The sequence below is a fragment of the Thioalkalivibrio sp. AKL9 genome, assembly GCF_000377825.1.
Taxonomy (GTDB): domain Bacteria; phylum Pseudomonadota; class Gammaproteobacteria; order Ectothiorhodospirales; family Ectothiorhodospiraceae; genus Thioalkalivibrio; species Thioalkalivibrio versutus.
Map to the genome: position 1 here is coordinate 1 of NZ_KB905113.1, position 22,240 is coordinate 22,240.

Sequence of the window (22,240 nt, forward strand, 5' to 3'; positions counted from 1 at the left end):
CGCTGGGGGACCTGACGCCGGTCGAATACCGGCAGTTACACACCCCGGAAACCTCTAGTTATGCGTGGACCTAATCCGGGGAAGTCGACACCGGCTCTTCGCTCCGCTGCGGCCGGGATGACGTCAAGGAAGATCACCCGACCGGTGATCCTTGCTCCCTCGCCACCTACCGCTTTCGTCATCCCGGAAACCGCGCAGCGGTTATCCGGGATCTCACTGCGTGGAACGAGCCCCGACCCGCTGTCTCGCACCCATGCAGAAAACCACGGCTCTTCGGTTCGTTACGGCTGCGGTGAAGGGGCTTTGGGAGCCAAGGTCGCTATGGATGGCGTCGCGGGCCACCCAGCTAGGCTTGGGAGTGGATCCGGTGATCCCACGATTCGTTCCGTGGCGAAGGATGGCCCCGCAACGGGTGCAAGGTCGCTTGTTCGTGGCCGGCCCCCGGGTCCGGGATCAGACGCCTTCCTCGATCAGCTCGATGGTGTTGCCATCGGGATCGCGAACGAATGCGGCCGGGCGTCCGGAACGACTGCGCTCCACGGCAATCCCCGCCCCTTCCAGACGCGCTGCCAGCGCCTCCAGGCCACGGACGCGCAACGCCAGATGACGGTCCTGACCGCAGCGCACCCCGCGCTCGGTCGGATCGGGGTTCGGCACCTGCAACAGATGCAGAGCCTGCCCGCTCCCCAAGTCATACCACAGACCGGGAAAGTCGAGATCCGGGCGTTCCAGCGGCACCAGGCCAAGCTGCTCCCCGTAAAAGGCCGCCGCCACCCGCGTGTCCGCAATCACCAGGCTTGCGTGATGCAAACGCAGGATGCCGGGTTCTACCCGCTTCGCCGAAGTCATACCCGCATCAGCCCCGAGGCTGGTTCGAGCAACACAATGGCCTGGGCCGCCACCCCTTCCTTGCGCCCGGTAAAGCCGAGGTGCTCGGTGGTCGTCGCCTTCACGCTGACATCGGCGATATTCAGGGCGGTATCGGCTGCAAGGTTTTCGCGCATCGCGCGCACATGCGGTGCAAGCTTGGGCACCTGCGCGATCACCGTGGTGTCGATGTTGACCGGGCGCCAGCCGGCCCCGGCCACTCGTTCGAGCGTCTCCCTTAGCAGGACGCGGCTGTCCGCCCCTCGAAACGCCGGATCGGTATCCGGAAAGTGCAGGCCAATATCCCCCAGCGCCGCCGCTCCCAGCAGGGCGTCACACACCGCGTGGATCAGCACGTCCCCATCCGAGTGAGCCACGAATCCCTGCTCGAACGGGATGCGAACGCCACCGAGTACCAGTTGGTCGCCTTCGCCGAAGGCGTGTACGTCGAAGCCTTGGCCAATCCGCAAGCCGCTCATGCGCGAAACCCGCCTTCCAGGCGGCCCTGCTGCATCAGATACAGCCGAGCAAGCTCAAGGTCTTCGCTGCGGGTGATCTTGATGTTCATCGGCGAGCCCTCGATCAGTCGGGGTGCCTGGCCCAGGAACTCGATGGCGCTGGCCTCGTCCGTCACCGGATGCCCCTCGGCACGCGCCTGCGCGTTGGCCGTGCGGAGCATGCCCAGCCGGAACATCTGCGGGGTCAGGGCCCGCCAGACCCGTTCGCGATCCAGCGTCCGTTCGACCTTCCCGGCACCATCGGTCCACTTGATGGTATCGGTGCTGGGACTGGCGAGCAGCCCACCCACCGGATCGTCACGCAACTCGTGCAGCAGCCGGTCCACATCCGCTAACGGCAAACAGGGTCGTGCCGCGTCATGCACCAGTACCCAGTCGTCCTCGTGCGCCCGTTCGGCAAGGAAGTCGAGCCCGTTCTGGACCGAATCCGCGCGCTCGGCCCCTCCGGCCGCACGGAACAGCCGGCCGCCGGCAAGCGGCAGGTCCAGGGCATCCGGATCGACGTCCGGACCGAGTACCAGAACCACCCCGCGAATCCGCGGGTGTTCGAGAAAGATCGACAGGGTGTGGGAGAGGATCGTGTGCGATCCGAGTGTCAGGTACTGCTTCGGACGGTTGGATCCCATGCGCCGACCGATGCCAGCCGCCGGGATCAACGCCCAGAACGCTGGCTCTCGAGTCGGCACGTGTTCCGCGTCAGCCATCAAAGGGGTCCTCGGGTGGCAGGGTGTCGGTGGCGGGCTCCGCATCCTCCGGGACTTGCGCGTCCGGGCCCGGATCGGTCTCTCCAGCCGGGCCCGGTAGCGGCTCGACCTGCAGCCTCGTGGGCTCGTCCTCGCCCACCACGAAGAAGAAAATCTCGTCCTCGCGGATCATCCCCAGATCGCGGCGCGCGCGCTCCTCGACCGCCGCGGTACCGCCGCGCAAATCGCGCACCTCGGCCTCCAGGGCCTGATTGCGTTGTTCCAGCTCGGCATTTGCGGCTTGCTGTTGCGCAACCTGCTCGCGCAGATCGCGCACATCGCGCCAACTCCCCTCGCCCAGCCACAGGGGCCATTGCAGGGCCAGCAGCACGAGGGCCAGACCGATCAACAGGCCGCGCATCACCCGCACTCCGTATGGTTGAACAGAGAAAGCCCTCGCCCGCGCACCGCGACAGACGCGACAACGTGGAGACGAGGGCTTTCGCAAGTGGCCGGCATGCCCGGCATTCTACGAGCCCCGGACGACCGGGGACAGGAACCGCGCCGCAGGCTGAGGACTGCGTGGTAACCAAGGCCGTCCCGGGTCTCGATCAGCGCCCGAAGGTGAACGCCGACATGCCCGGATAGGTCGCCCGCGAACCCAGGTGTTCCTCGATCCGGATCAGTTGGTTGTACTTGGCGACCCGATCGGAACGCGACAGCGAACCGGTCTTGATCTGGCCGGCGCGCGTGGCCACGGCCAGGTCCGCGATGGTCACGTCTTCGGTCTCGCCCGAGCGATGCGAGATCACTGCAGTGTAATTGGCCTTGCGCGCCATCTCGATGGCTTCCAGCGTCTCGGTCACGGTGCCGATCTGGTTGAGCTTGATCAGGATGGAATTCGCAACGCCCTTGTCGATGCCTTCCTGCAGGATCTGGGTATTGGTCACGAACAGGTCGTCACCCACCAGCTGCACGCGATTGCCCAGGCGCTCGGTCAGCGTCTTCCAGCCGTCCCAGTCATCTTCGGCCATCCCGTCCTCGATGGTCAGGATCGGGTACTGGTCCACCCAGTGGGCGAGATACTCGGAGAACTCGTCGGCAGAGAAGGCCTTGCCTTCGGAATCGAGGTGATAGCGCCCGTCACGGTAGAATTCGGAGCTGGCGCAGTCGAGGCCGATCCAGATGTCCTCGCCCGCCTTGAAGCCGGCGTTGTGAACCGCTTCCAGGATCACCTCGATCGCGGCGGAGTTGGACGGCAGGTCCGGCGCAAAACCGCCCTCGTCGCCCACCGCCGTCGCCAGCCCGCGCTTGGACAGCACCTTTTTCAGCGCATGGAAGACCTCGGCGCCGTAGCGCACGGCCTCACGCACCGAATCCGCCCCCACTGGCAGGATCATGAACTCCTGCATGTCCACACTGTTATCGGCGTGGGCACCACCATTGATGATGTTCATCATCGGTACCGGAAGCAGCGTGGCGTCGTCGCCGCCCAGGGTCTCGAACAGTGGCTGTTCGCGATCCGCGGCCAGGGCATGCGAAGTGGCCATGGACACGGCCAGCAGGGCGTTGGCGCCCAGGCGTGCCTTGTTGTCGGTCCCGTCCAGTTCCAGCATGCGGCGATCGACCGCGGTCTGATCCAGCTCCATCCCACGCAGTGCGTCGCGGATCTCGCCGTTCACGTGGCTGACGGCCTTCAGCACGCCCTTGCCGCCGTAACGCTTTTCGTCGTCGCGCAGTTCCAGGGCCTCGCGGGCCCCTGTGGAGGCGCCGGAGGGCACCGCCGCTCGCCCCATGGCGCCGGAATCCAGGACAACATCGGCCTCGACCGTCGGGTTGCCCCGAGAATCGATGATCTCGCGGGCGTGAATCTCCGCAATCTTGGACATGCTCTCTCCTTGAAAATACCCGCCCGGACGGGCCCGTCCGGGACGTTTTATCGATTCTTTCGGTCGTTAACCGAGACCGTACTCCGCTTCCGCAAACGGCTGCGCCTTGGCGGCGGCGTCCAGCGCCTTGAGCGTCTGCAACAGCTCGGCCATCTTCGGCAGCGGCCAGGCGTTGGGGCCGTCGGACAGGGCCTTCTCGGGATCCGGATGGGTCTCCATGAACAGGCCGGATACGCCAGCGGCCACCGCCGCCCGTGCCAGCACCGGAACGAACTCGCGCTGCCCACCGGAGCAGGCGCCCTGCCCGCCCGGTTGCTGCACCGAGTGCGTCGCATCGAAGACCACGGGACAGCCGGTCTGACGCATCTGGGCCAGACCGCGCATATCGGAGATCAGCGTGTTGTAGCCAAACGAGACCCCGCGCTCGCAAACCATGATCTGATCGTTACCGACCTCGCGGGCCTTGTCCACGACATTGCCCATGTCCCAGGGCGCGAGGAACTGGCCCTTCTTGATGTTCACCGGCCGGCCCTGACGCGCAACGTTCTGGATGAAGTTGGTCTGCCGACATAGGAAGGCCGGGGTCTGCAGCACATCAACAACACTGGCGACTTCGTCCAGCGCGGTGTCCTCGTGAACATCCGTCAGGATCGGCACGCCGATCTCCGACTTCACTTTGTCCAGGATGCGCAGGCCCTCTTCCATGCCCAGCCCGCGGAAGCTCTTCGTCGACGACCGGTTGGCCTTGTCGAACGAGGACTTGTAGATGAACGGAATGCCGAGATCGTCCGCCATCGTTTTCAGCGCGCCGGCCGTCTCCAGGGCCATGGCCTCGGATTCGATGACGCAGGGGCCGGCAATCAGAAAAAAGGGCCGATCAAGGCCGACTTCAAAACCGCAAAGCTGCATGCTCTGTCCTGTCTGGTGGCCATCACCCTCCGGGTGCGGCCACAAAAAAGTGAACGGGCGCCTATTCCGTCAGCGCCGTGGTGGTTTCCGGTTCGCGGGCATCCTGGTAATCCCGGGCGGCACACACAAACGCGGTGAACAGCGGGTGGCCATCCCTTGGGGTCGAGGTAAATTCCGGGTGGAACTGGCAGCCCACAAACCACGGATGGTCGGCCAGCTCCACGGCCTCTACCAGTTCACCGGATTCCGAGACCCCGGAGAGTCGAAGACCTGCGGCCTCCAGGCGTTCACGATAGGCGTTGTTGAATTCGAAGCGATGACGATGGCGTTCTCCCACCTCTTCGCGACCATAGGCCTCGGCAATGCGTGACCCCGGGGTCAGGCGCGCGCTTTGGGCGCCCAGACGCATGGTGCCACCAAGGTCACTGTCGGCATCGCGGTGTTCGATGCGGCCTTCCTTATCCTGCCACTCGGTAATCAGCGCGATGACGGGATGCGGCGTGTCGGGGGCGAACTCGGTGCTGTGCGCACCTTCCAGCCCGACCACATCGCGCGCAAATTCGATCACCGCCACTTGCATGCCCAGGCAGATTCCAAGATAGGGCACATCGTTCTCGCGGGCGTAGCGCACCGCGGCAATCTTGCCCTCCACGCCGCGTTCGCCGAAGCCACCCGGAACCAGGATGGCGTCCAGGCCCTCGAGTTCGCGCGCGGCCTCGTTCTCGGCCCCTTCCAGCTTTTCCGAATCGAGATAACGAATCCGGACCCGGGTACCCGCCTGGATGCCCGCGTGGGTCAGGGCTTCGTTCACCGACTTGTACGACTCGGTCAGATCGACGTACTTGCCGATCATGCCGACCGTCACCTCGGACTCCGGGAACTCCATGGCATTGACCACGTGCTTCCAGTCCGAAAGATCGGCTTGCGGGACCTCGATATGGAGTTTGCGCAGCACGATCTCGTCGAGCTTCTGCGAATGCAGCCACAGCGGGATCTTGTAGATGTTGTCCACGTCCACTGCAGAGATGACCGCCTTCTCCTCGACGTTGGTGAACAGCGCGATCTTGCGCCGTTCACCCTCGGGGATCGCCTGGGTGGAGCGGCACAGCAGGATATCCGGCTGGATACCGATGGAGCGCAGTTCCTTGACCGAGTGCTGGGTCGGTTTGGTCTTGATCTCGCCGGCGGCCTCGATATACGGCACCAGCGTCAGATGCATGAACAGGGCGTTGTCGTGCCCCAGCTCCACGCCCATCTGACGGATCGCCTCGAGAAACGGCAAGGATTCGATGTCACCGACCGTACCGCCGATTTCGATCAGGGCGATGTCGGCATCGCCGGCCCCCTCGTGGATCGAGCGCTTGATCTCGTCGGTGATGTGCGGGATGACCTGCACCGTGCCGCCGAGATAATCCCCGCGACGCTCCTTGCGGATCACGTTCTCGTAGATCTGCCCGGCGGTGAAATTGTTGCGCCGCGAGGTGCGAATGCGCACGAAGCGTTCGTAGTGCCCGAGATCCAGGTCCGTTTCGGCGCCGTCATCGGTGACGAACACCTCGCCATGCTGAAACGGGCTCATGGTGCCCGGATCCACGTTGATGTACGGGTCCAGCTTGAGCAGCGTCACCTTGAGGCCACGCGCCTCCAGGATCGCCCCCAGCGAGGCGGATGCAATACCTTTGCCCAGAGACGAGACCACGCCTCCGGTAATGAAAACAAAACGCGTCATGCGGGAAACCTGGCTGGGAGCTGACAAGCACCCTGCCCCGGTTCGCACACGCAATCCGGGGCAGGCGGAAAACCCCTGAGAGAGTACCAGAGCACCCGCCCCCGCTCAATCGGAAGGTGGGGGCAGTGCCTCGTTTCCAGCCCTGGATGACAACGGCCGGAAGGCCACCAGGGTCATATCGTCGCGCCGCGGCTCGCCGTCGCGATAATCTTCCAGCACTCGGACCACGCCATCGATCTTGGCCGACAGATCGCGACCACTCTTGTCCGAAAGCACCTGGCGCAACCGCCGCCGACCAAACAATCGCGGCGGCTCTCCGCCGACGTGATCGTGCACGCCATCGGTGATCAGGAAAAATTCCGTGCCCGGCTCCACGTCGACCTCGTGGTCCACGGGCTGGGCCGGTTCCAGGCTGCGGTAGCCAAGGCCGCCGCGTACGCCGCGGATCTCCTCGACCTCGCCGTCGCGGTCGATCATCAACGGCAGCCCGACCCCGGCAAAGGCCAACTTGCGGTCCTCCGGACGATACACGCAGACCGCGGCCTCCAGCCCGTCGTCCGAGTCGGAGTCATAGCCATCCTGACGCAACCGCGAGCGAACCAGTCGATCCATCTCGCGCAGGATGGCCGAGGGCTCCAGCAAGCGGTGTTCGTGCAGGATGCGATCCAGCGCCGAGGCCACCACCAGGGTAATGAAGGCACCCGGTACACCGTGGCCGGTGCAGTCCGCCACCACCAGGATGCTGTGTCCGTCGATGGCCTCGACCCAGAAGTAGTCGCCACCCACCAGGTGCAGGGGCTCCCAGTAGATCTGCACCTCGTCCATGTGACCATCGAGGGCATGCTTGTCCGGCAGCATGGCAGTCTGGATGCGGCGGGCATAACGGATGCTCTCCACCACCAGGCGATTACTGCGCTCAAGCTCACGGTTGGCCTCGTCCACCTTGGCCAGCGCCCGTTCCGTCTCGGATTTCTCGGCTTCCAACTGCCGGGTGCGTTCCTCGACGCGCCGCTCGAGGTCTGCATTCAGCGCCTTCAGCTCTCCGCGGGCCCCGTCGCGCGCGTCCAGACCCGCCTGAAAGGCCCGCAGCAAACGATCCAGCGAACGCCCCAGCGCCCCCAGCTCATCGTTTTCGTGATGGCCCAGGCGTGGCATCGGCCAGTGCGCGGGCTGCTCCGGGTCGGTGTCCGCCACCGCACGTGAAATCTTCAACATCGGACGGAGCATCAGCAGATAGAACAGTACAACCACCACCAGAGAGACGATCACCGCCTGGGTCACACTGGTCACGACCCCGGTCTGCAGCCGGTTGACGAAGGCTCGCCCCAGCACGCCGGGGTCCAGTTCCACGCGCAGGACGCCCACGCCCTGGATATTTCCTCGGGTATCAGGGTGGCGCAGCTCGCGCTCATGGGTTTGCAGATCGCCGAAGAGCCAGTGTGCCCACTCGCCACCGGTCTGGGGGCGCTCCTGGGCATCTTCCGCAAGGGTGTTGCCAAAGTCGTCGAGGATCTCGACCCGCCGGATCTCGTCGAAAACCAGCAGACCCTGGACCAGGGAATCGGCCTGGGCAGCGCTCAACTGGAAGGCCGCCTCGGCGGCGGGTGGTTCGACCAGGCGTTGCAGACGGTCGATCTGTTCCCCGGTCTCGGCACGGAAGGCATGCCAGTCCGAGGCAATGACATAGGCGCTGCTGAGAAGGCTCAGCGCCAGCGCCGCCAGCAGCGTGGCGACGGCCAGCTTCGCGACAAGGCTACGATTCCGGCGGGTGCCGCCCGCCATCACCCGCGTTCGCCGTGCATTTGCACGATGACACGGTTGCGTCCCTCGTTCTTGGCCCGGTAGAGCAGGTCATCGGCCAGAGCCACCAGCTCGCCGGCATCCGACCACGGGTTCGTGGTGATGACCAGGCCAATGGAAACCGCCAGCGCGAGCGGTTCGTCCTTCCAGTGCAGCGATGCATTCTCCACTGACGAACGAATGCGCTCGGCCAGTGCGACTGCCTCTTCGGCATCCAGATCCGCCGCCACTACCAGGAACTCTTCCCCACCCATGCGCCCAGCGTACTGTTCCGCCCCCAGCTCGCCCCGCAGGATGTCGGCAAAGCTCTCGAGAGCGAAATCGCCAGCAGCATGGCCGTGGGTGTCATTCAGCGCCTTGAAGTCGTCGAGATCCAGCATCATCACGGTGAGCGAACGCGATTCCTCGCCGACGCTATCCGCCATGCCCTCCACGCAGTCAATCACCCGGCGACGCGAGAACAGGCCGGTCAGGGCATCCTCCAGCGCCAGGCGTTCCAGCTCGGCCGTCAGGCGCTCGCGCTCGCGCACCTCGTCGGACAATGCATTGTTGAGTTGTGCCAGGTGCTCCGCCTGTTCGCGCAACTGGCGGTTGGCCTCCTGCAGATCCGCCTGCATGCGGTCGCTCATGCGCATCATGCGACGCTGCGCCCGATAGCTCTCGGAATAGGCCTTGGCGAGCACCTTGACGCCATCGCCTACCGCATCCAGCGCCTCGAGCATCTGTTCGGAGCGCTGCATGACGGACTTTTCCTGCTCGAACAGGGAGAAGTCCGCGAGACTCTCCATGTCCTGGCCCTCCCGTGGCCGGCTAGCAGGATTCAACGGGTCGTCTCGGGAGGGGGCCTTCATGTCAGCGGACACATTCGGAAGTCTGCGTGTTCGAAATCTTCGGAGAAGTCTTCGCCGAACTCCTCCATGGTCTCGTCGTCATCGTGGTAACACCAGTTGATCCGTACGTTCAGACCCGACTCGGCGCCGTCTTCCAAGATCTGGAACATGTTCATCAAGGCCTTCGCAGTCGAACTGTTGAAGTAGATCATCTCCACGGTGAACTCCACCTCGTCGCTGGCCCGGTCCTCGACCGCCTGCCGCAACCCCTGAGTCAGCGGGCCGTAGAAGTTCGCGGCATCTTCCGGATACGACTCGCCGGACAGCCGGTACTGCCCCGCAGCGAAATCGAAAACGACAGCCGGGGTCCGGTCGGTTGCCTCGTGTTCAATGGTCTCGACGACTGCCATCAGATATAGGCCTTCAGGACAAAATAGGATTGCGCATCGGAGAGATGCTGAAAGTCGAACTGGATGGGCTCGCTTGCGCGGCGTGCGATCTCGATCAGGCCGATGCTGCCGCCCTTGCTGCCTTCGTCCGGTGGTTCCCGCAGCTTTTCCTTGTAAAAGCGGCGCAACTCATCGCTGTCCATGCCCGCGAGCTCACGCAGGCGCACGGCCAGGGTGTCGGCATCCTTGCGCCCGATCACGTTGCCGCAAATAACGAAGAAGCGGCCGTTTTCCGACCCGACGGTAATCATCCCGGAGCTCAGCTCGACGGGGGGCTCCGCATCGTGCTCGATACGCTCCGCTGAATAGCGAATCACGTTCTGCACCTGTTCCACGAACACCGAGAAGACGCGGTTCACGGTCTTCGTATCGGTGGACTCCAGTCGGATTTTCTGCCGCAGCGCATCCCCCAGGGCCTTCAGGATGCCCTCGGAAATGTAGCCAGTGAACGAAAAGATGATGCCGCGCCGCGTCATGTTGCGCTGAAAGCCCAGCACCTCCTCGGCGATCAGGGCCGACGATTCCGTCCGGGCCTCGGCTGCGTCAGTCATTGCGCTCTCCATTGCTGTCCAGGACATCCTGCACGATGGCCGCATAGCGCCCGTCCGCGCGCATCGCATCCAGTTCCTCCTGCATGCGATCCAGCGGGGCGCGCGCGGTTTCCGGGTGGCAGGCCAGGGACATCACGGTATCGTTGAACGCGAACAGGGACCGGAGTTCCCCGATCCCCTCCTGGCGGGCATACCAGGGGGCCAGATGTTCGCCGCTGACCCATACATCGATCCGGTTGGCCGCGAGCTTGCGCGCATTCAGCCGGTCATTCGGTGCGGTATCCACGGGGATGCCCCGGCCCTCCACGAAGAGCGCGACGGCATCGTCTCGATAGCCCCCGACGCGGTAGCGTTCCAGATCCTCCAGAGACTGCGCATCCACCTTGGCATCTTCAAGCACGAACGCATGCCACTGGTTTTCCACGAGAGGCCCGACCCAGGTGAACAGGTCTTCACGTTCGGAGGTGCGCGTGGTGGAAAAGACGCAAGTACCGGGTTCCGACTGAGCCTCGGCATAGGCCCGACTCCACGGCAGCAGGCGGATCTCGGCGTCCACCTGTGCGACATCCAGCAGGGCATCCATCACCCGGATGGAGATCCCGTCCAGCTCGCCGGTTTCGGTCTCGAAATTGAACGGGGGGTAGCTCTCGGTCGTGAGCATCAGCGAATCCGCGGCCAGAGGCGCGGCCAGCAGCATCACGGCCGCCAGCACCCCCATGCCCGTACGTCGTCCGCATTGTGCCGCGAAACCTGTCACGTACCGCTCACCCGCACCCCTGAATACGACCCAAGAATTGTCCGATTTGGACGGGCGCGTCAACTCCCAGCGTGAACCATCCCGGGCCAGAGCACCGCCACAATCGCTCCATCCAGCTGACGCAAAAGCGGAATCCGGCTGCGTTCCCAGGGGGCGATCCCGCGCTCCTGCATCAGCTTTTTCAGGGATCGGCGCCCGGCGGGGGTCGCGACCACCTCGCCCCCGCTTCGATAGCTAACGGTGAGCGCGGCCTCGCGGTCAACGCCGATCCGCGGCAGCATCTCCCGGGTCAGGCGGCGTCCGTCTGCCAGAATCAGTTCCGACTGATCGGCTGGCCAGGGCTGTTCGGGCGGCGGATCCGCAGCCTCCTCCTTCGGCCCGGCGTGCAGCTGATCGCGATAACGCCGCATCCATCCGCCATCCCATTCCACGGCGGGGGAGGCCTCGGGGTTGTCCACGAGAACCTGGCGCAGGAATTCGCCCAGGCGGTCGTGGCCGGGCGGACGAAGGCCCTGCTCGCGCAGCCAGTGCCGTAGCAGCCCGCGCTGGGTACTCGAGTCGAGCGCGCGCAAGGCGCGGAGATCCAGGCTACCGTCCAGCGGGTCTCGCAGCCCTTTCAGTAGCCCGGAAAAGTGCTGACGGGATTGCCCGACCGCCTCCTGCTGCCAGGCAGCAGCGCGCGCCAGCCCGGCCGCGCCATCAAATCGCTCCCGCAACAAGGGCAGCACCGTCTGGCGCAGGAAATTGCGGTCGAATCGGGGATCTTGATTGCTGGGATCGTCATACCAGTCGAGGCCCTCCTGCTCCGCCAACGCGGCCAGTGCCTCGCGGGGCAGGCCCAGCAAGGGTCGCCCCAGCCAGGTCTCGCCCTCGCGGCGCAGCGGCCGCATCGCCTGCAGCCCTTCGGGCCCGCTGCCGCGCAGGGCGGCCAGCAGGAACGTTTCTGCCTGATCGTCCGCATGCTGCGCGGCCAGGATGATGCCCGTAGCGTCCAGCCCTTCGCGCAGCATCGCATAGCGTGCCTCGCGCGCCGCGGCCTCCACGCCGAGGGCACGGGTGTCGAGTGAGCCGAGGGTACGGAGCCGGAACGGGCAGTTCAGTGCCTGCGCGAATGCGCGGCAGTGCTCGACCTGCTCACCGGAGTCCGGACGCAGGCGGTGATCCACGTGCATGGCCTCGAGACTGGGGATACCTAGGCGCGCCGCGGCGTGCAGCAAGACGGTCGAGTCAAGACCGCCACTGAAGGCGATGCGCACCTGGCGATAGCCGGGATGCGCCTGGAGGAAGTCCCGCAGCGCCGCGGCTACAGGATCGAGCGCCCCGGCACCGGGATCAGGAAGCGGCTTCCTGGAAGGCACCGTAATCCATCAGCCGGCGATAGCGCCGCTCCAGGCGCTTGCCCGGGTCCAGCCCTTCCAGGCCGTCCAGGGTTTCCAGAAGCGCGGCGCGCAGACTGGAGGACATGGTGTCGGGGTCGCGGTGGGCACCTCCCAGGGGTTCCGGCACGATGCGGTCCACCAGCCCCAGCTCGCGCAGGCGTTCCGACGTGATGCCCAGGGCCTCCGCGGCCTCCGAGGCCTTTTCGGCGCTCTTCCAGAGGATGGAGGCACAGCCCTCCGGCGAAATCACCGAGTAGGTCGAGTACTGCAGCATCAGGGTGGCGTCGCCCACCCCAATCGCGAGGGCCCCACCGGAACCGCCTTCGCCGATCACCGTGGCAATGATCGGCGTGTCGAGACGCGCCATCACTCGCAGGTTGCGCGCGATCGCCTCGCTCTGGCCACGTTCTTCCGCCCCGACCCCCGGGTAGGCACCCGGCGTGTCGATGAAGGTGAGCACGGGCATGCGAAAGCGCTCGGCCATCTCCATCAAGCGCAGGGCCTTGCGGTAGCCCTCCGGACGCGGCATGCCAAAGTTGCGGTAGACCTTGTCGCGGGTCTGGCGTCCCTTCTGGTGCCCGATCAGCATCACCGGCCGTCCGTCCAGGCGCGCCACGCCGCCCACGATCGCCGGGTCGTCGCCAAACGCCCGGTCGCCATGCAGTTCCTCGAACTCGTCGAACAAGTCGGGAATGTAATCAAGGGTGTAGGGTCGCCGCGGATGCCGCGACATCTGCGAGACCTGCCACGGGGTCAGCTTGGCGAAGATGCTCTCGGTCAAAGACCGGCACTTGCCTTCCAGGCGCTGGATCTCTTCCTGGATGTTGACCTCGGCATCGTCGCCGACATAGCGCAGATCACGGATCTTCGCTTCCAGTTCGGCAATGGGCTGTTCGAAGTCGAGAAAGTCCGGATTCATGCAGGGTCCCGAAGACTTGGTTGTGGATACCGACGAAGGATGCGAATTGTAACCAATTGCGGCGATCCCCGCTCCAATGCAGGTCCGGCGACGCCTTGTTTCCAGCTATCGGCCGTAGAGCACCTCGGCCTCGCAACCCGGACCCAGGGACTGCTGAATGCCACGCAACAGCCGCTCGTCCGGGCGGATGGTCCACCCCTCCGGCAGGCTGATATCCGCCTCCAGCCCGTCGCGGCGATAACACAGGTGCACGCGGCAAGGCCCCTCACGATGCGGCTCCATAAGCCCACGCAGATGGGCCACCTGCTCGGGCACGACCCCTTCCAGGCACAGGTGCAGCGCGCGGGCCCACTGGACCCGCGCTTCATCCAGGCTGTACACGGTACGGGCCCGCATACGGATCCCGCCGGCATAGTCGTCGAGCGTGACCGTGCCCTCCGCGACCAGCAGGGCATCCGGCTCCAGACGGTCCTTGTAGGTGGTGAAGTCGTCGTTGAACAACACCACCTCGGCCCGCCCGCTGCGGTCGTCCAGGGTGACGATGCCCATGCGTCCGCTCTGCGTGTTGCGCACCCGCACCCCGACGATCAGACCGGCGATGCGCACGGTCTCCTGCTTGCCCCGCCATTTCTGGCCCTGGGGCTCGTCCGGGCGATCCTCCAGCTTGGCCTCCAGCGCCTGCAGCGTGGTGCCGGTCAGGCGCAGCAACTCGGCGCGGTAGCGCTCCACCGGGTGGCCGGTCAGATAAAGTCCCAGGGTGTCCTTCTCGCCGCGCAGACGATCGTCGTCCTCCATCTCGGCCAGGGTCGCGCTATCCGGGATCACGGCCGCAGCCGGATCCCCAAACAGGTCCACCACACCCAGATTGGCATTGCGCTCGCTCTGTTCGGCTGCCGCGACCGCCATCGGGATGTCGTTCAGCAGCGTCGCACGGTTGGCGCCGATCCGATCCATCGCGCCGGCGCGCACCAGCGTCTCCAGCACACGCTTGTTCAGCTTGCCGAGATCCACCCGCTGGCACAGGTCCACCAGCCCGTGAAATTCACCGCCCTCGCCGCGCGCCTTGAGCAGGGTGTCGATGGCCGACTCCCCAACGCCCTTGATCGCGCCCAGGCCGTAGACCACTGTCTGCGCGTCGTGGCAGGTAAAGCGGTAGTCCGACTGATTGACGTCCGGCGGCAGGACCTCCAGGCCCATGTTGCGGCATTCCTCGATCAGCCCCACCACCTTGTCGGTGTTGTCCATGTCCGCGGACAGCACCGCCGCCATGAACGGCGCCGGATAATGCGCCTTGAGCCAGGCGGTCTGGTAGGCAACCAGGGCATAGGCCGCGGAGTGCGACTTGTTGAAGCCGTAGCCGGCGAATTTCTCCATCAGGTCGAAGATGTAGGTCGCAACCCCTTCATCCACACCGCGCCCCAGTGCCCCCTCGAGGAAGATCTCGCGCTGCTTGGCCATCTCCTCGGGCTTCTTCTTGCCCATCGCGCGGCGCAGCAGGTCCGCGCCGCCCAGGGTGTAATTGCCCAGCACCTGGGCGATCTGCATCACCTGCTCCTGGTACAGGATCACGCCGTAGGTGGGCTGGAGAATCGGCTCCAGATCCGGATGCGGGTATTCCACCTGGGCACGACCATGCTTGCGGTCGATGAAGTCGTCCACCATGCCCGACTGCAACGGGCCCGGGCGGTAGAGCGCCACCAACGCGATGATCTCCTCGAAGCTGTCCGGCTGCAGGCGGCGGATCAGGTCCTTCATGCCACCGGATTCCAGCTGGAACACGGCCGTGGTCTGGTAGTCCTTCAGCAGGCGGAAGGTCTCGGCGTCATCCAGCGGGATGGCGTCGAGATCGACCTGTACCGCGGCATCCATCTTGCGGATGTTGTCCACCGCCCAGTCGATGATGGTGAGCGTGCGCAGACCGAGGAAGTCGAACTTCACCAGACCGACCGCCTCGACGTCATCCTTGTCGAAGTGGGTCACCAGCGAGCCGCCATCGTCTTCGCAGTACAGCGGGGAGAAATCCGTCAGCGCCGACGGCGCAATCACCACCCCGCCGGCATGCTTGCCCGCGTTCCGGGTGAGCCCCTCCAGCTTCTGCGCGAGATCGATGATCGCGCGCACCTCCTCGTCTTCGTCGTACTGCGTCTTGAGGTCCGCGCTCTCGGTCAGGGCCTTTTGCAGGGTCATGCCCAGCTCGAACGGGATCAGCTTGGCAATGCGGTCGACGAAGCCGTAGCCATGGCCCAGCACACGCCCGACGTCGCGTACCACCGCCTTGGCGGCCATGGTGCCGTGGGTGATGATCTGCGAGACCTTGTCGCGCCCGTAGCGCTCGGCGACGTAGTCGATGACGTCGTCGCGTCGCTCCATGCAGAAGTCGACATCGAAGTCGGGCATGGAGACACGTTCAGGGTTGAGAAATCGCTCGAACAGAAGATCGTAACGCAATGGGTCCAGGTCGGTAATACCCAGTGCATAGGCCACCAGGGACCCCGCACCGGAGCCACGCCCCGGGCCCACGGGGATGCCATTGTCCTTGGCCCACTGGATGAAGTCCGCCACGATCAGGAAGTAGCCTGGAAAGCCCATCTGGCAGATCACATCCAGCTCGCGCTGCAAGCGCGCCTCGTAATCCGCCGCCGGCGCGAAGCAGAAGCGCTCCAGGCGCCCCGCCAACCCCTGCGCCGAGGTCTCGCGCAGGTGATCTTCCACGGTATAGCCCTCGGGAACCGGGAAGTCCGGCAGGACCGACTCGCCCAGGGTCAGGCTCACCGAACAGCGCCTGGCGATCGCCACACTGTTGGCCAGGGCCTCGGGGATATCCGCGAACCGCTCCGCCATCTCCTCCGGGGTACGCAGGTACTGCGCCTCCGAGTAACGGCGCGGGCGTCGCGGGTCATCCAGAGTCACGCCGTCATGGATGCAGACGCGCGCCTCGTGGGCCTCGAAGTCCTCGGGCCGCAGGAAGCGAACATCATTGGTGGCCACCACCGGCAGATCGAACGCCTCGGCCGCGGCCAGCGCCTGTTCGATCCAGGCCTCTTCGCCCGGGCGGTCGCTACGCACCAGTTCCAGATAGAAGCGACCCGGGAAGCGCTGCATCCACGGCTCGAGATCCTCGGCCAATAGCGCGCGCGCGGCCCCCGCCCCGTTCACGAATAACCCGTCGATCCCGCCAGACAATGCGATCAAACCCTCGGCGGCCGCATCCAGCCAGGCGCAGTCCACTCGCGGAATGCCCTTCTCCTGACCCTCCTGCCAGGCGCGCGAGATCAGCCGGGTCAGATTGCGGTAACCCGGGTCGTTCTGCGCCAGCAGGGTCATGCGCGCCAGGCTGCCGTCGGCGCGGGCATCGCGAACCAGAACGTCCGCACCGATGATGGGCTGCACACCCTTTGCGATCGCGGCACGGTAGAACTTCACCAGCCCGAACAGGTTGCAGTGATCGGTTACCGCGACGGCCGGCATCCCGCCCTCGGCCACCGCGTTCACCAGTGGCTTCAGGCGGACCAGCCCGTCGATCAGGGAATACTCCGAATGCACCCGCAGGTGCACGAAACCGGTATGGCCTTCGCTCATGCCCCCATCTCCTGTTCACGCGCCGCCAGCGCACGCGCGACCGGGCCGAAACTACGGCGGTGTTGCGGGCACGGCCCCAACCGTTCCAGGGCCTCACGATGCGCCACCGTGGGGTAGCCGGAATGGCGATCGAAGCCGTAATCGGGGTAATCGTGATGCAGATCGCGCAACCAGCCGTCGCGCGCCACCTTTGCGACGATGGAGGCGGCGCTGATCGCAGCCACCGACCCATCCCCGCCGACGATCGCCTCGGCAGTCCAGGGACCCTGCGGTGTGAAGCGCCCGTCCACCAGCAGATGTGCCGGCGCGATGGCGAGCCCGGCCGCCGCCCGCTGCATGGCGAGCAGCGTCGCATGATGGATGTTCAGTTCATCGATCTCCGCCGCCTCGGCCCGGCCCAGCGACCATGCCAGCGCGTCGGCACGGATCTGCACGTCCAGCGTCTCGCGGCGTTTCGCGCTGAGCTTCTTGGAGTCGGTCAGGCCGGGGCAGATGTAGCCTTCCGGCAGGATGACGGCGGCCGCCACGACCGGCCCGGCCAGCGGCCCGCGCCCCACTTCGTCCACGCCGGCGACGTAGCGCTGCGCTGCCTCTAAATCGGACATGGAGTCTCCACCACGGTGAACTGCGGGCAATCGCCCGAACGCGAACATGCGCCGCGCCGGGGATCCGTTACAATAGCGCCGAAAATCCTAGCACACCCCCTCCGGATCCGAGCCTACTCATGTCCCAATCTCCGTTACGCTGCGCCGCCATCGGCGTGGGCCATCTTGGTAAATGGCATGCCGCCAAATACGCCGCGCTGCCGGACACCGAACTGGTTGCCGTAGTCGATGCCGATTCCGAAACCGCCAGCCGCGTCGCGGCGGAGCACGGCTGCCGCGCGGAGACCGACCATCGCGCCCTGATCGGTCAGGTCGATGCGGTCTCCATCGCCGCGCCGACCACCCTGCACTTCGACATCGCCCGGGACTTCCTCGAGGCCGGTTGTCATGTTCTGGTCGAGAAGCCGATTACCGCCACCCTGGAGCAGGCCGAGACGCTGAACCAGATCGCCGAGCAGCAGGGTGTGGTCCTCCAGGTGGGGCATCTGGAACGCTTCAATGCCGCACTGCGCCGCCTGACCGAGACCCCGCTGCACCCGCGATTCATCGAATCGCACCGCCTGGCGCCCTACAAGCCCCGCGCCACCGATGTCTCGGTCGTGCTCGACCTGATGATCCACGACATCGACATCATCCTGTCGCTGGTGGACGCCCCGCTGACCGAGATTCGCGCCTCCGGCGCCCGCGTGCTGACCGGCGACATCGACATCGCCAATGCCCGGCTGGAATTCGCGGACGGCTGTGTAGCCAACGTGACCTCCAGTCGCATCAGCACCAAGTCCGAGCGGCGCATGCGCATCTTCCAGTCACATGCCTACGCCTCGGTGGACTTCCAGAACCGCATCCTGTCGCTGAACCACATTGGCGAACCCGATCCGGAGACGGGAGCCCCTGCGATTCACCGCACGGAGAGTGTCTTCGACGAGGCGGATGCCCTGCTGGCCGAGATCCAGGCCTTTGTCGCCGCCGTGCGCGGTCAGGGACCGGTCGTGGTCAGCGGCCGTGACGGCCAGCGGGCCCTGGAAACGGCCAGCCGCATCACCGACCTGGTCTACGAGAACCTGAACATCATGAGCCGGGCCGACGGTCCGCACAGCCACATCGAAGGAGTCAAGCCGTGATCCCGATGGTCGACCTGCAGCGCCAGTACCAGACCCTGCGCCCCGAAATCGATGCCGCGCTACAGGACGTGCTGGCCGGTGCGCGCTTTATCCTCGGCCCCAACGTCCAGACCCTGGAGCAGGAGCTCGCCGAGTACCTGGGCGTGGAACACGCGATCACCTGTGCCTCCGGCACGGATGCCCTGCATCTGGCGCTGGCCGCGGCCGGCATCGGCCCGGGCGACGAGGTCATCACCACCCCGTTTACCTTCATTGCCACGGCCGAGGCGATCCGCTATGTCGGGGCCGACCCGGTATTCGTGGACATCGACCCGCGCACCTTCAACATCGACCCGGACCAGGTCGAGGCGGCCATCACCGAGCGCACCCGCGCGATCCTGCCGGTCCACCTGTTCGGGCAGCCGGCCGACATGCCGCGGCTGCAGGCCATCGCCGAGAAACACAAGGTCATGATCGTCGAAGATTGCGCACAGTCCTTCGGCGCGACAGTCGATGGCGTACAGACCGGCGCGGCCACCGCCTTCGGCTGCTTTTCGTTCTTCCCCAGCAAGAACCTCGGGGCCTTCGGCGACGGCGGTCTGGTGACCACCAACTGCCCGTCTGCCGCCGATACCCTGCGCCGATTGCGCAACCACGGCTCCAGCGTGCGCTATTACCACGACGAGATCGGCTACAACAGCCGCCTGGACGAGATGCAGGCGGCGATCCTGCGGGTGAAGCTGCCGCATATCGACACCTACAACGCAGAACGCCGCCGGGTGGCGGCACGTTATCGCGACGGCCTGGCCGGGCTGCCGGTCGAGGTTCCGTTCGAGGACGTCATCGGGGTCCACGTCTACCACCAGTACACGCTGCTGACCGATCATCGCGACGCGATCATGGAGGCCCTCAAGGCCGCGGACGTGGCCTGCGCGATCTACTACCCGGTACCCCTGCATCAGCAAAAGGCCTTCGCCGATCTCCCGAACCGGCCGGAATCGCTGCCCGTCACCGAAGACGTCGCCGCGCGCTGTCTGTCCCTGCCGGTGTTCCCGGAACTCGAGGATGCGACCATCGACATGATCTGCGGGAAGATCCGCGCCGCCCTCGCGTGACGCCACGCGACATCGCTTCCACAGGGGGCCTCAATCGGTCATGACGCAGCATGTCGTGATCTGCGCCGGCGAAAGCTCCGGTGACGCACTCGGGGCGGGGCTGGTCCACGAACTCTCGGCACTGGAGCCCGGTCTCCGCTACACGGGCATGGGCGGGACGCAGATGCGCGCCGCCGGGGTCGACACCCTGATCGACGTCTCCGAACTGGCCGTGGTGGGCCTGGTTGATGTGCTGGTCAACTACCCGCGCCTGCGCCGCCTGTTCCGGCGCATGTGCCAGCACCTGGAGACCCAACGCCCGGACCTGCTGGTCCTGGTGGACTATGTGGAGTTCAACCTGCGCCTGGCTGCCCACGCCCGCCGCCTCGGTATCCGCGTGCTGTTCTATGTCAGCCCGCAGCTGTGGGCGTGGCGTTCGGGCCGGATCAAGCGCATCCAGCGCAGCGTGGACGCGATGGCGGTACTTTTTCCCTTCGAGACCGACGTCTACGAGAAGGCCGGGGTGCCAGTACGCTATGTCGGAAACCCGCTCGTGGATCGGGTGCAGCCGCCCCAACAGCCGATTCGCGAACAGCTTGGCCTCGCGGCCAACACGCGCCTGGTCGGGCTTCTCCCCGGCAGCCGCAACGGCGAACTGAAGCGCCACTGGCCCATGCTCGTCGACACCGCCCGCCGCCTCCACGTATTGCACCCGGACATCCAGTTCGTGGCCTCCATGGCGCCGGGGGTCACCACGGAACACTTGGGGAGCCTCGCCACCTGTGACGATCTCCCCGTCCATTTCGTGGGCGGCGACACCGCCACCCACTCCCTGATGGCGGGGGCGGATCTATTGCTGATCGCCTCGGGCACGGCAACCCTGGAGGCCGGTCTGCTCCAGGCCCCGATGCTGGTGTTCTACCGCATGGGCACCCTGAGCCACGCCGTCTTCTCGCGTCTCGTGCGGGTCGAGAATATCGCCCTGGTCAACATCGTGGGCGGCGAGCGCCTGGTGCCTGAATACCTGCAACAGCAGGCCACCGCCGAACGTCTGGCGCGCGATGCCGCGGATCTGCTCGACCGCCCCGCGGCCCTGGAAGCGATGCGCGATCGCCTGGCACAGGTGCGCGATCGCCTGGGCAATGGTGGAGCCGACCGCCGCGTGGCCGAAATGGCGCAAGAGCTCCTGCACCACGGCCAACTAAGCGACAACGAGAAGTCGATTTAAGGGCGACGGTTCGTTTGGGCAGCAAACGCTTGGGCAGCACGCAGGGTCCTGCCCAGCGGCGACCGCGTCAGTGCGGACGACCGCCGCGCAGAATGCCGCGACGACTGCCGCGCACGAAACCGATCAGATTGCGCACTTCGGGCACCTCGGTCTCCTCGAACATGGCGTCCAGATGACTCTCGCGCCCGGCACGTCCACGCATTCCCTGGATGAATACCCGGTGCAGCGCCTGAATGGCGTCATTGGAGAAACCGTTGCGCTTGAGGCCAACCTTGTTGATCCCGATCAGCCGCGCGTAGTTGCCGCTCGCCAGGCAATACGGCGGGAGGTCACGGTTCAGCGCCGCACCCATGCTGGTGAAGGCGTAGGTGCCCACGCGACAGAACTGATGCACCAGGGTGAACCCACCCAGCGTTGCGTGATCCTGGATCTCCACGTGCCCGGCAAGGGAAGTGGCATTGGAGAAGATGATGCCGTTCCCGATGGTGCAGTCGTGCGCGATGTGGACATACGCCATGATCAGGTTGTCGTGCCCGATGACCGTCTCACCCAGGCCCTTCTCGGTTCCGCGGTGCAGCGTTACCGACTCCCGAATCACATTGCGATCGCCGATGATCAGCCGCGTGGGTTCACCCCGATAGCTGGTGTCCTGTGGCTCCTCCCCGATCGAGGAGAACTGAAAGATTCGGTTTTCCCGCCCGATCTCGGTCGGTCCATTGATCACCACATGCGGGCCCACCCAGGTATCCGCTCCGATCTTCACATTGGCACCGATGACCGAGAACGGCCCGATCGTCACCGAGCTGTCGATCTCGGCGCTCGGGTGGACGTCCGCGCGCGGATCGATCACGCCGGGATTTCCTGACCGGAACACATGAGCTGCGCCGTGGCGCACACGTCGTCGCCCACCTTCGCGACCGCGTCGAAGCGCCAGATGCCCCGCACCGTACGCTTCAGATCGACCCGCAGGTGGAGTTGATCCCCGGGTACCACCTGGCGCCGGAAGCGCGCCTCGTCGATCCCGACAAACAGGTATAGCTGCTGCTTGTCCTGGTTCTCGTTACGCGCCTCTTCGGTCTTGAACGCGAGCAGGCCGGTGGCCTGTGCCAGGGCCTCGAGGATCAGAACCCCGGGCATCACCGGCTTGATCGGGAAGTGCCCCTGGAAATACGGTTCGTTGATGCTGACGTTCTTGATCCCCGTCAGATAGCTGCCCGCCTCCCACTCCAGCACCCGATCCACCATCAGGAACGGGTAACGATGCGGCAGGTAGCGCATGATCTCCTGGACATTAAAGTCATCCACGCCGGTGTCCTTTCTCTTGATCTTGTTGTGCCGCATCCGGACCGCTGCG

General features: G+C 65.5%; 21 protein-coding genes. 3 read left to right on the forward strand and 18 right to left on the reverse strand.

Annotated features, from left to right (window positions below; all coding sequences use genetic code 11):
* Positions 1–453 precede the first annotated feature (453 nt).
* The 16 genes from D573_RS0110490 to rnhB form a co-directional block, all read right to left on the reverse strand.
* Positions 454–849 carry a VOC family protein gene (locus D573_RS0110490; protein WP_018938625.1) on the reverse strand — a complete coding sequence of 132 codons (396 nt, stop codon included), beginning with the start codon at positions 847–849 and terminating at the stop codon, positions 454–456.
* Positions 846–1,346, reverse strand: coding sequence for a 2-C-methyl-D-erythritol 2,4-cyclodiphosphate synthase (ispF, locus tag D573_RS0110495; protein ID WP_018938624.1), 501 nt, complete (start codon positions 1,344–1,346; stop codon positions 846–848). Before ispF ends, D573_RS0110490 begins: the two co-directional genes overlap by 4 nt.
* On the reverse strand, positions 1,343–2,089 hold the full coding sequence (ispD, locus tag D573_RS0110500) for a 2-C-methyl-D-erythritol 4-phosphate cytidylyltransferase (protein WP_026287972.1): 747 nt from the start codon (positions 2,087–2,089) through the stop codon (positions 1,343–1,345). Before ispD ends, ispF begins: the two co-directional genes overlap by 4 nt.
* Positions 2,082–2,489 (reverse strand): cell division protein FtsB, encoded by a 408-nt coding sequence (gene ftsB, locus D573_RS0110505; RefSeq protein WP_018145600.1) that lies wholly within the window; start codon positions 2,487–2,489, stop codon positions 2,082–2,084. The genes ispD and ftsB overlap by 8 nt, the downstream gene beginning before the upstream one ends.
* Before the next feature lie 190 nt (positions 2,490–2,679).
* Entirely contained in the window at positions 2,680–3,957 is a 1,278-nt protein-coding gene (eno, locus tag D573_RS0110510; protein WP_018145599.1) for a phosphopyruvate hydratase, read from the reverse strand.
* A 66-nt stretch (positions 3,958–4,023) separates the two neighbouring features.
* Positions 4,024–4,866: a 3-deoxy-8-phosphooctulonate synthase gene (gene kdsA / locus D573_RS0110515; RefSeq protein WP_018169851.1), complete on the reverse strand. Its 843-nt coding sequence runs from the start codon at positions 4,864–4,866 to the stop codon at positions 4,024–4,026.
* A 61-nt stretch (positions 4,867–4,927) separates the two neighbouring features.
* Positions 4,928–6,595 carry a CTP synthase gene (locus tag D573_RS0110520; protein ID WP_018938622.1) on the reverse strand — a complete coding sequence of 556 codons (1,668 nt, stop codon included), beginning with the start codon at positions 6,593–6,595 and terminating at the stop codon, positions 4,928–4,930.
* Between the two features lie 105 nt (positions 6,596–6,700).
* On the reverse strand, positions 6,701–8,377 hold the full coding sequence (locus D573_RS0110525; protein WP_018938621.1) for a SpoIIE family protein phosphatase: 1,677 nt from the start codon (positions 8,375–8,377) through the stop codon (positions 6,701–6,703).
* Positions 8,377–9,183, reverse strand: coding sequence for a GGDEF domain-containing protein (locus D573_RS0110530; RefSeq protein WP_018938620.1), 807 nt, complete (start codon positions 9,181–9,183; stop codon positions 8,377–8,379). Before D573_RS0110530 ends, D573_RS0110525 begins: the two co-directional genes overlap by 1 nt.
* Positions 9,184–9,242: 59 nt before the next feature.
* Positions 9,243–9,635, reverse strand: a complete 393-nt coding sequence (locus D573_RS0110535; RefSeq protein ID WP_018938619.1) for a DUF1987 domain-containing protein — start codon at positions 9,633–9,635, stop codon at positions 9,243–9,245.
* Positions 9,635–10,225 carry a SiaB family protein kinase gene (locus tag D573_RS0110540; protein ID WP_018145593.1) on the reverse strand — a complete coding sequence of 197 codons (591 nt, stop codon included), beginning with the start codon at positions 10,223–10,225 and terminating at the stop codon, positions 9,635–9,637. Before D573_RS0110540 ends, D573_RS0110535 begins: the two co-directional genes overlap by 1 nt.
* Complete coding sequence (locus D573_RS0110545) at positions 10,218–10,943, reverse strand: ABC transporter substrate-binding protein (RefSeq protein ID WP_018938618.1); 726 nt, start codon at positions 10,941–10,943, stop codon at positions 10,218–10,220. Before D573_RS0110545 ends, D573_RS0110540 begins: the two co-directional genes overlap by 8 nt.
* A 98-nt stretch (positions 10,944–11,041) precedes the next feature.
* Positions 11,042–12,238 carry a tRNA lysidine(34) synthetase TilS gene (gene tilS, locus D573_RS0110550; protein ID WP_018938617.1) on the reverse strand — a complete coding sequence of 399 codons (1,197 nt, stop codon included), beginning with the start codon at positions 12,236–12,238 and terminating at the stop codon, positions 11,042–11,044.
* Between the two features lie 76 nt (positions 12,239–12,314).
* Positions 12,315–13,280, reverse strand: a complete 966-nt coding sequence (locus D573_RS0110555) for an acetyl-CoA carboxylase carboxyltransferase subunit alpha (protein ID WP_018145590.1) — start codon at positions 13,278–13,280, stop codon at positions 12,315–12,317.
* 105 nt (positions 13,281–13,385) lie between these two features.
* The gene (gene dnaE / locus D573_RS0110560) at positions 13,386–16,859 is read right to left on the reverse strand and encodes a DNA polymerase III subunit alpha (protein WP_018938616.1); all 3,474 of its coding nucleotides are present in this window, start codon (positions 16,857–16,859) and stop codon (positions 13,386–13,388) included.
* The gene (rnhB, locus tag D573_RS0110565) at positions 16,856–17,464 is read right to left on the reverse strand and encodes a ribonuclease HII (protein ID WP_018938615.1); all 609 of its coding nucleotides are present in this window, start codon (positions 17,462–17,464) and stop codon (positions 16,856–16,858) included. The genes dnaE and rnhB overlap by 4 nt, the downstream gene beginning before the upstream one ends.
* A 119-nt stretch (positions 17,465–17,583) precedes the next feature.
* On the opposite strand from rnhB, the gene D573_RS0110570 reads away from it, so the two are divergent.
* Genes D573_RS0110570 through lpxB form a run of 3 tightly spaced genes read left to right on the forward strand, consistent with a single transcriptional unit; the run spans position 17,584 to position 20,886 of the window.
* A complete protein-coding gene (locus tag D573_RS0110570) occupies positions 17,584–18,585 on the forward strand; it encodes a Gfo/Idh/MocA family protein (protein WP_018938614.1) in 1,002 nt (333 codons plus the stop codon).
* Positions 18,582–19,679, forward strand: a complete 1,098-nt coding sequence (locus D573_RS0110575; RefSeq protein WP_018938613.1) for a DegT/DnrJ/EryC1/StrS aminotransferase family protein — start codon at positions 18,582–18,584, stop codon at positions 19,677–19,679. Before D573_RS0110570 ends, D573_RS0110575 begins: the two co-directional genes overlap by 4 nt.
* A 40-nt stretch (positions 19,680–19,719) precedes the next feature.
* Positions 19,720–20,886: a lipid-A-disaccharide synthase gene (lpxB, locus tag D573_RS0110580; protein WP_018938612.1), complete on the forward strand. Its 1,167-nt coding sequence runs from the start codon at positions 19,720–19,722 to the stop codon at positions 20,884–20,886.
* 67 nt (positions 20,887–20,953) lie between these two features.
* Here the strand turns inward: lpxB and lpxA are convergent, their stop codons facing one another.
* Positions 20,954–21,736: an acyl-ACP--UDP-N-acetylglucosamine O-acyltransferase gene (gene lpxA / locus D573_RS0110585; protein ID WP_018145584.1), complete on the reverse strand. Its 783-nt coding sequence runs from the start codon at positions 21,734–21,736 to the stop codon at positions 20,954–20,956.
* Entirely contained in the window at positions 21,733–22,227 is a 495-nt protein-coding gene (gene fabZ / locus D573_RS0110590) for a 3-hydroxyacyl-ACP dehydratase FabZ (RefSeq protein WP_018145583.1), read from the reverse strand. Before fabZ ends, lpxA begins: the two co-directional genes overlap by 4 nt.
* Positions 22,228–22,240: the final 13 nt, after the last annotated feature.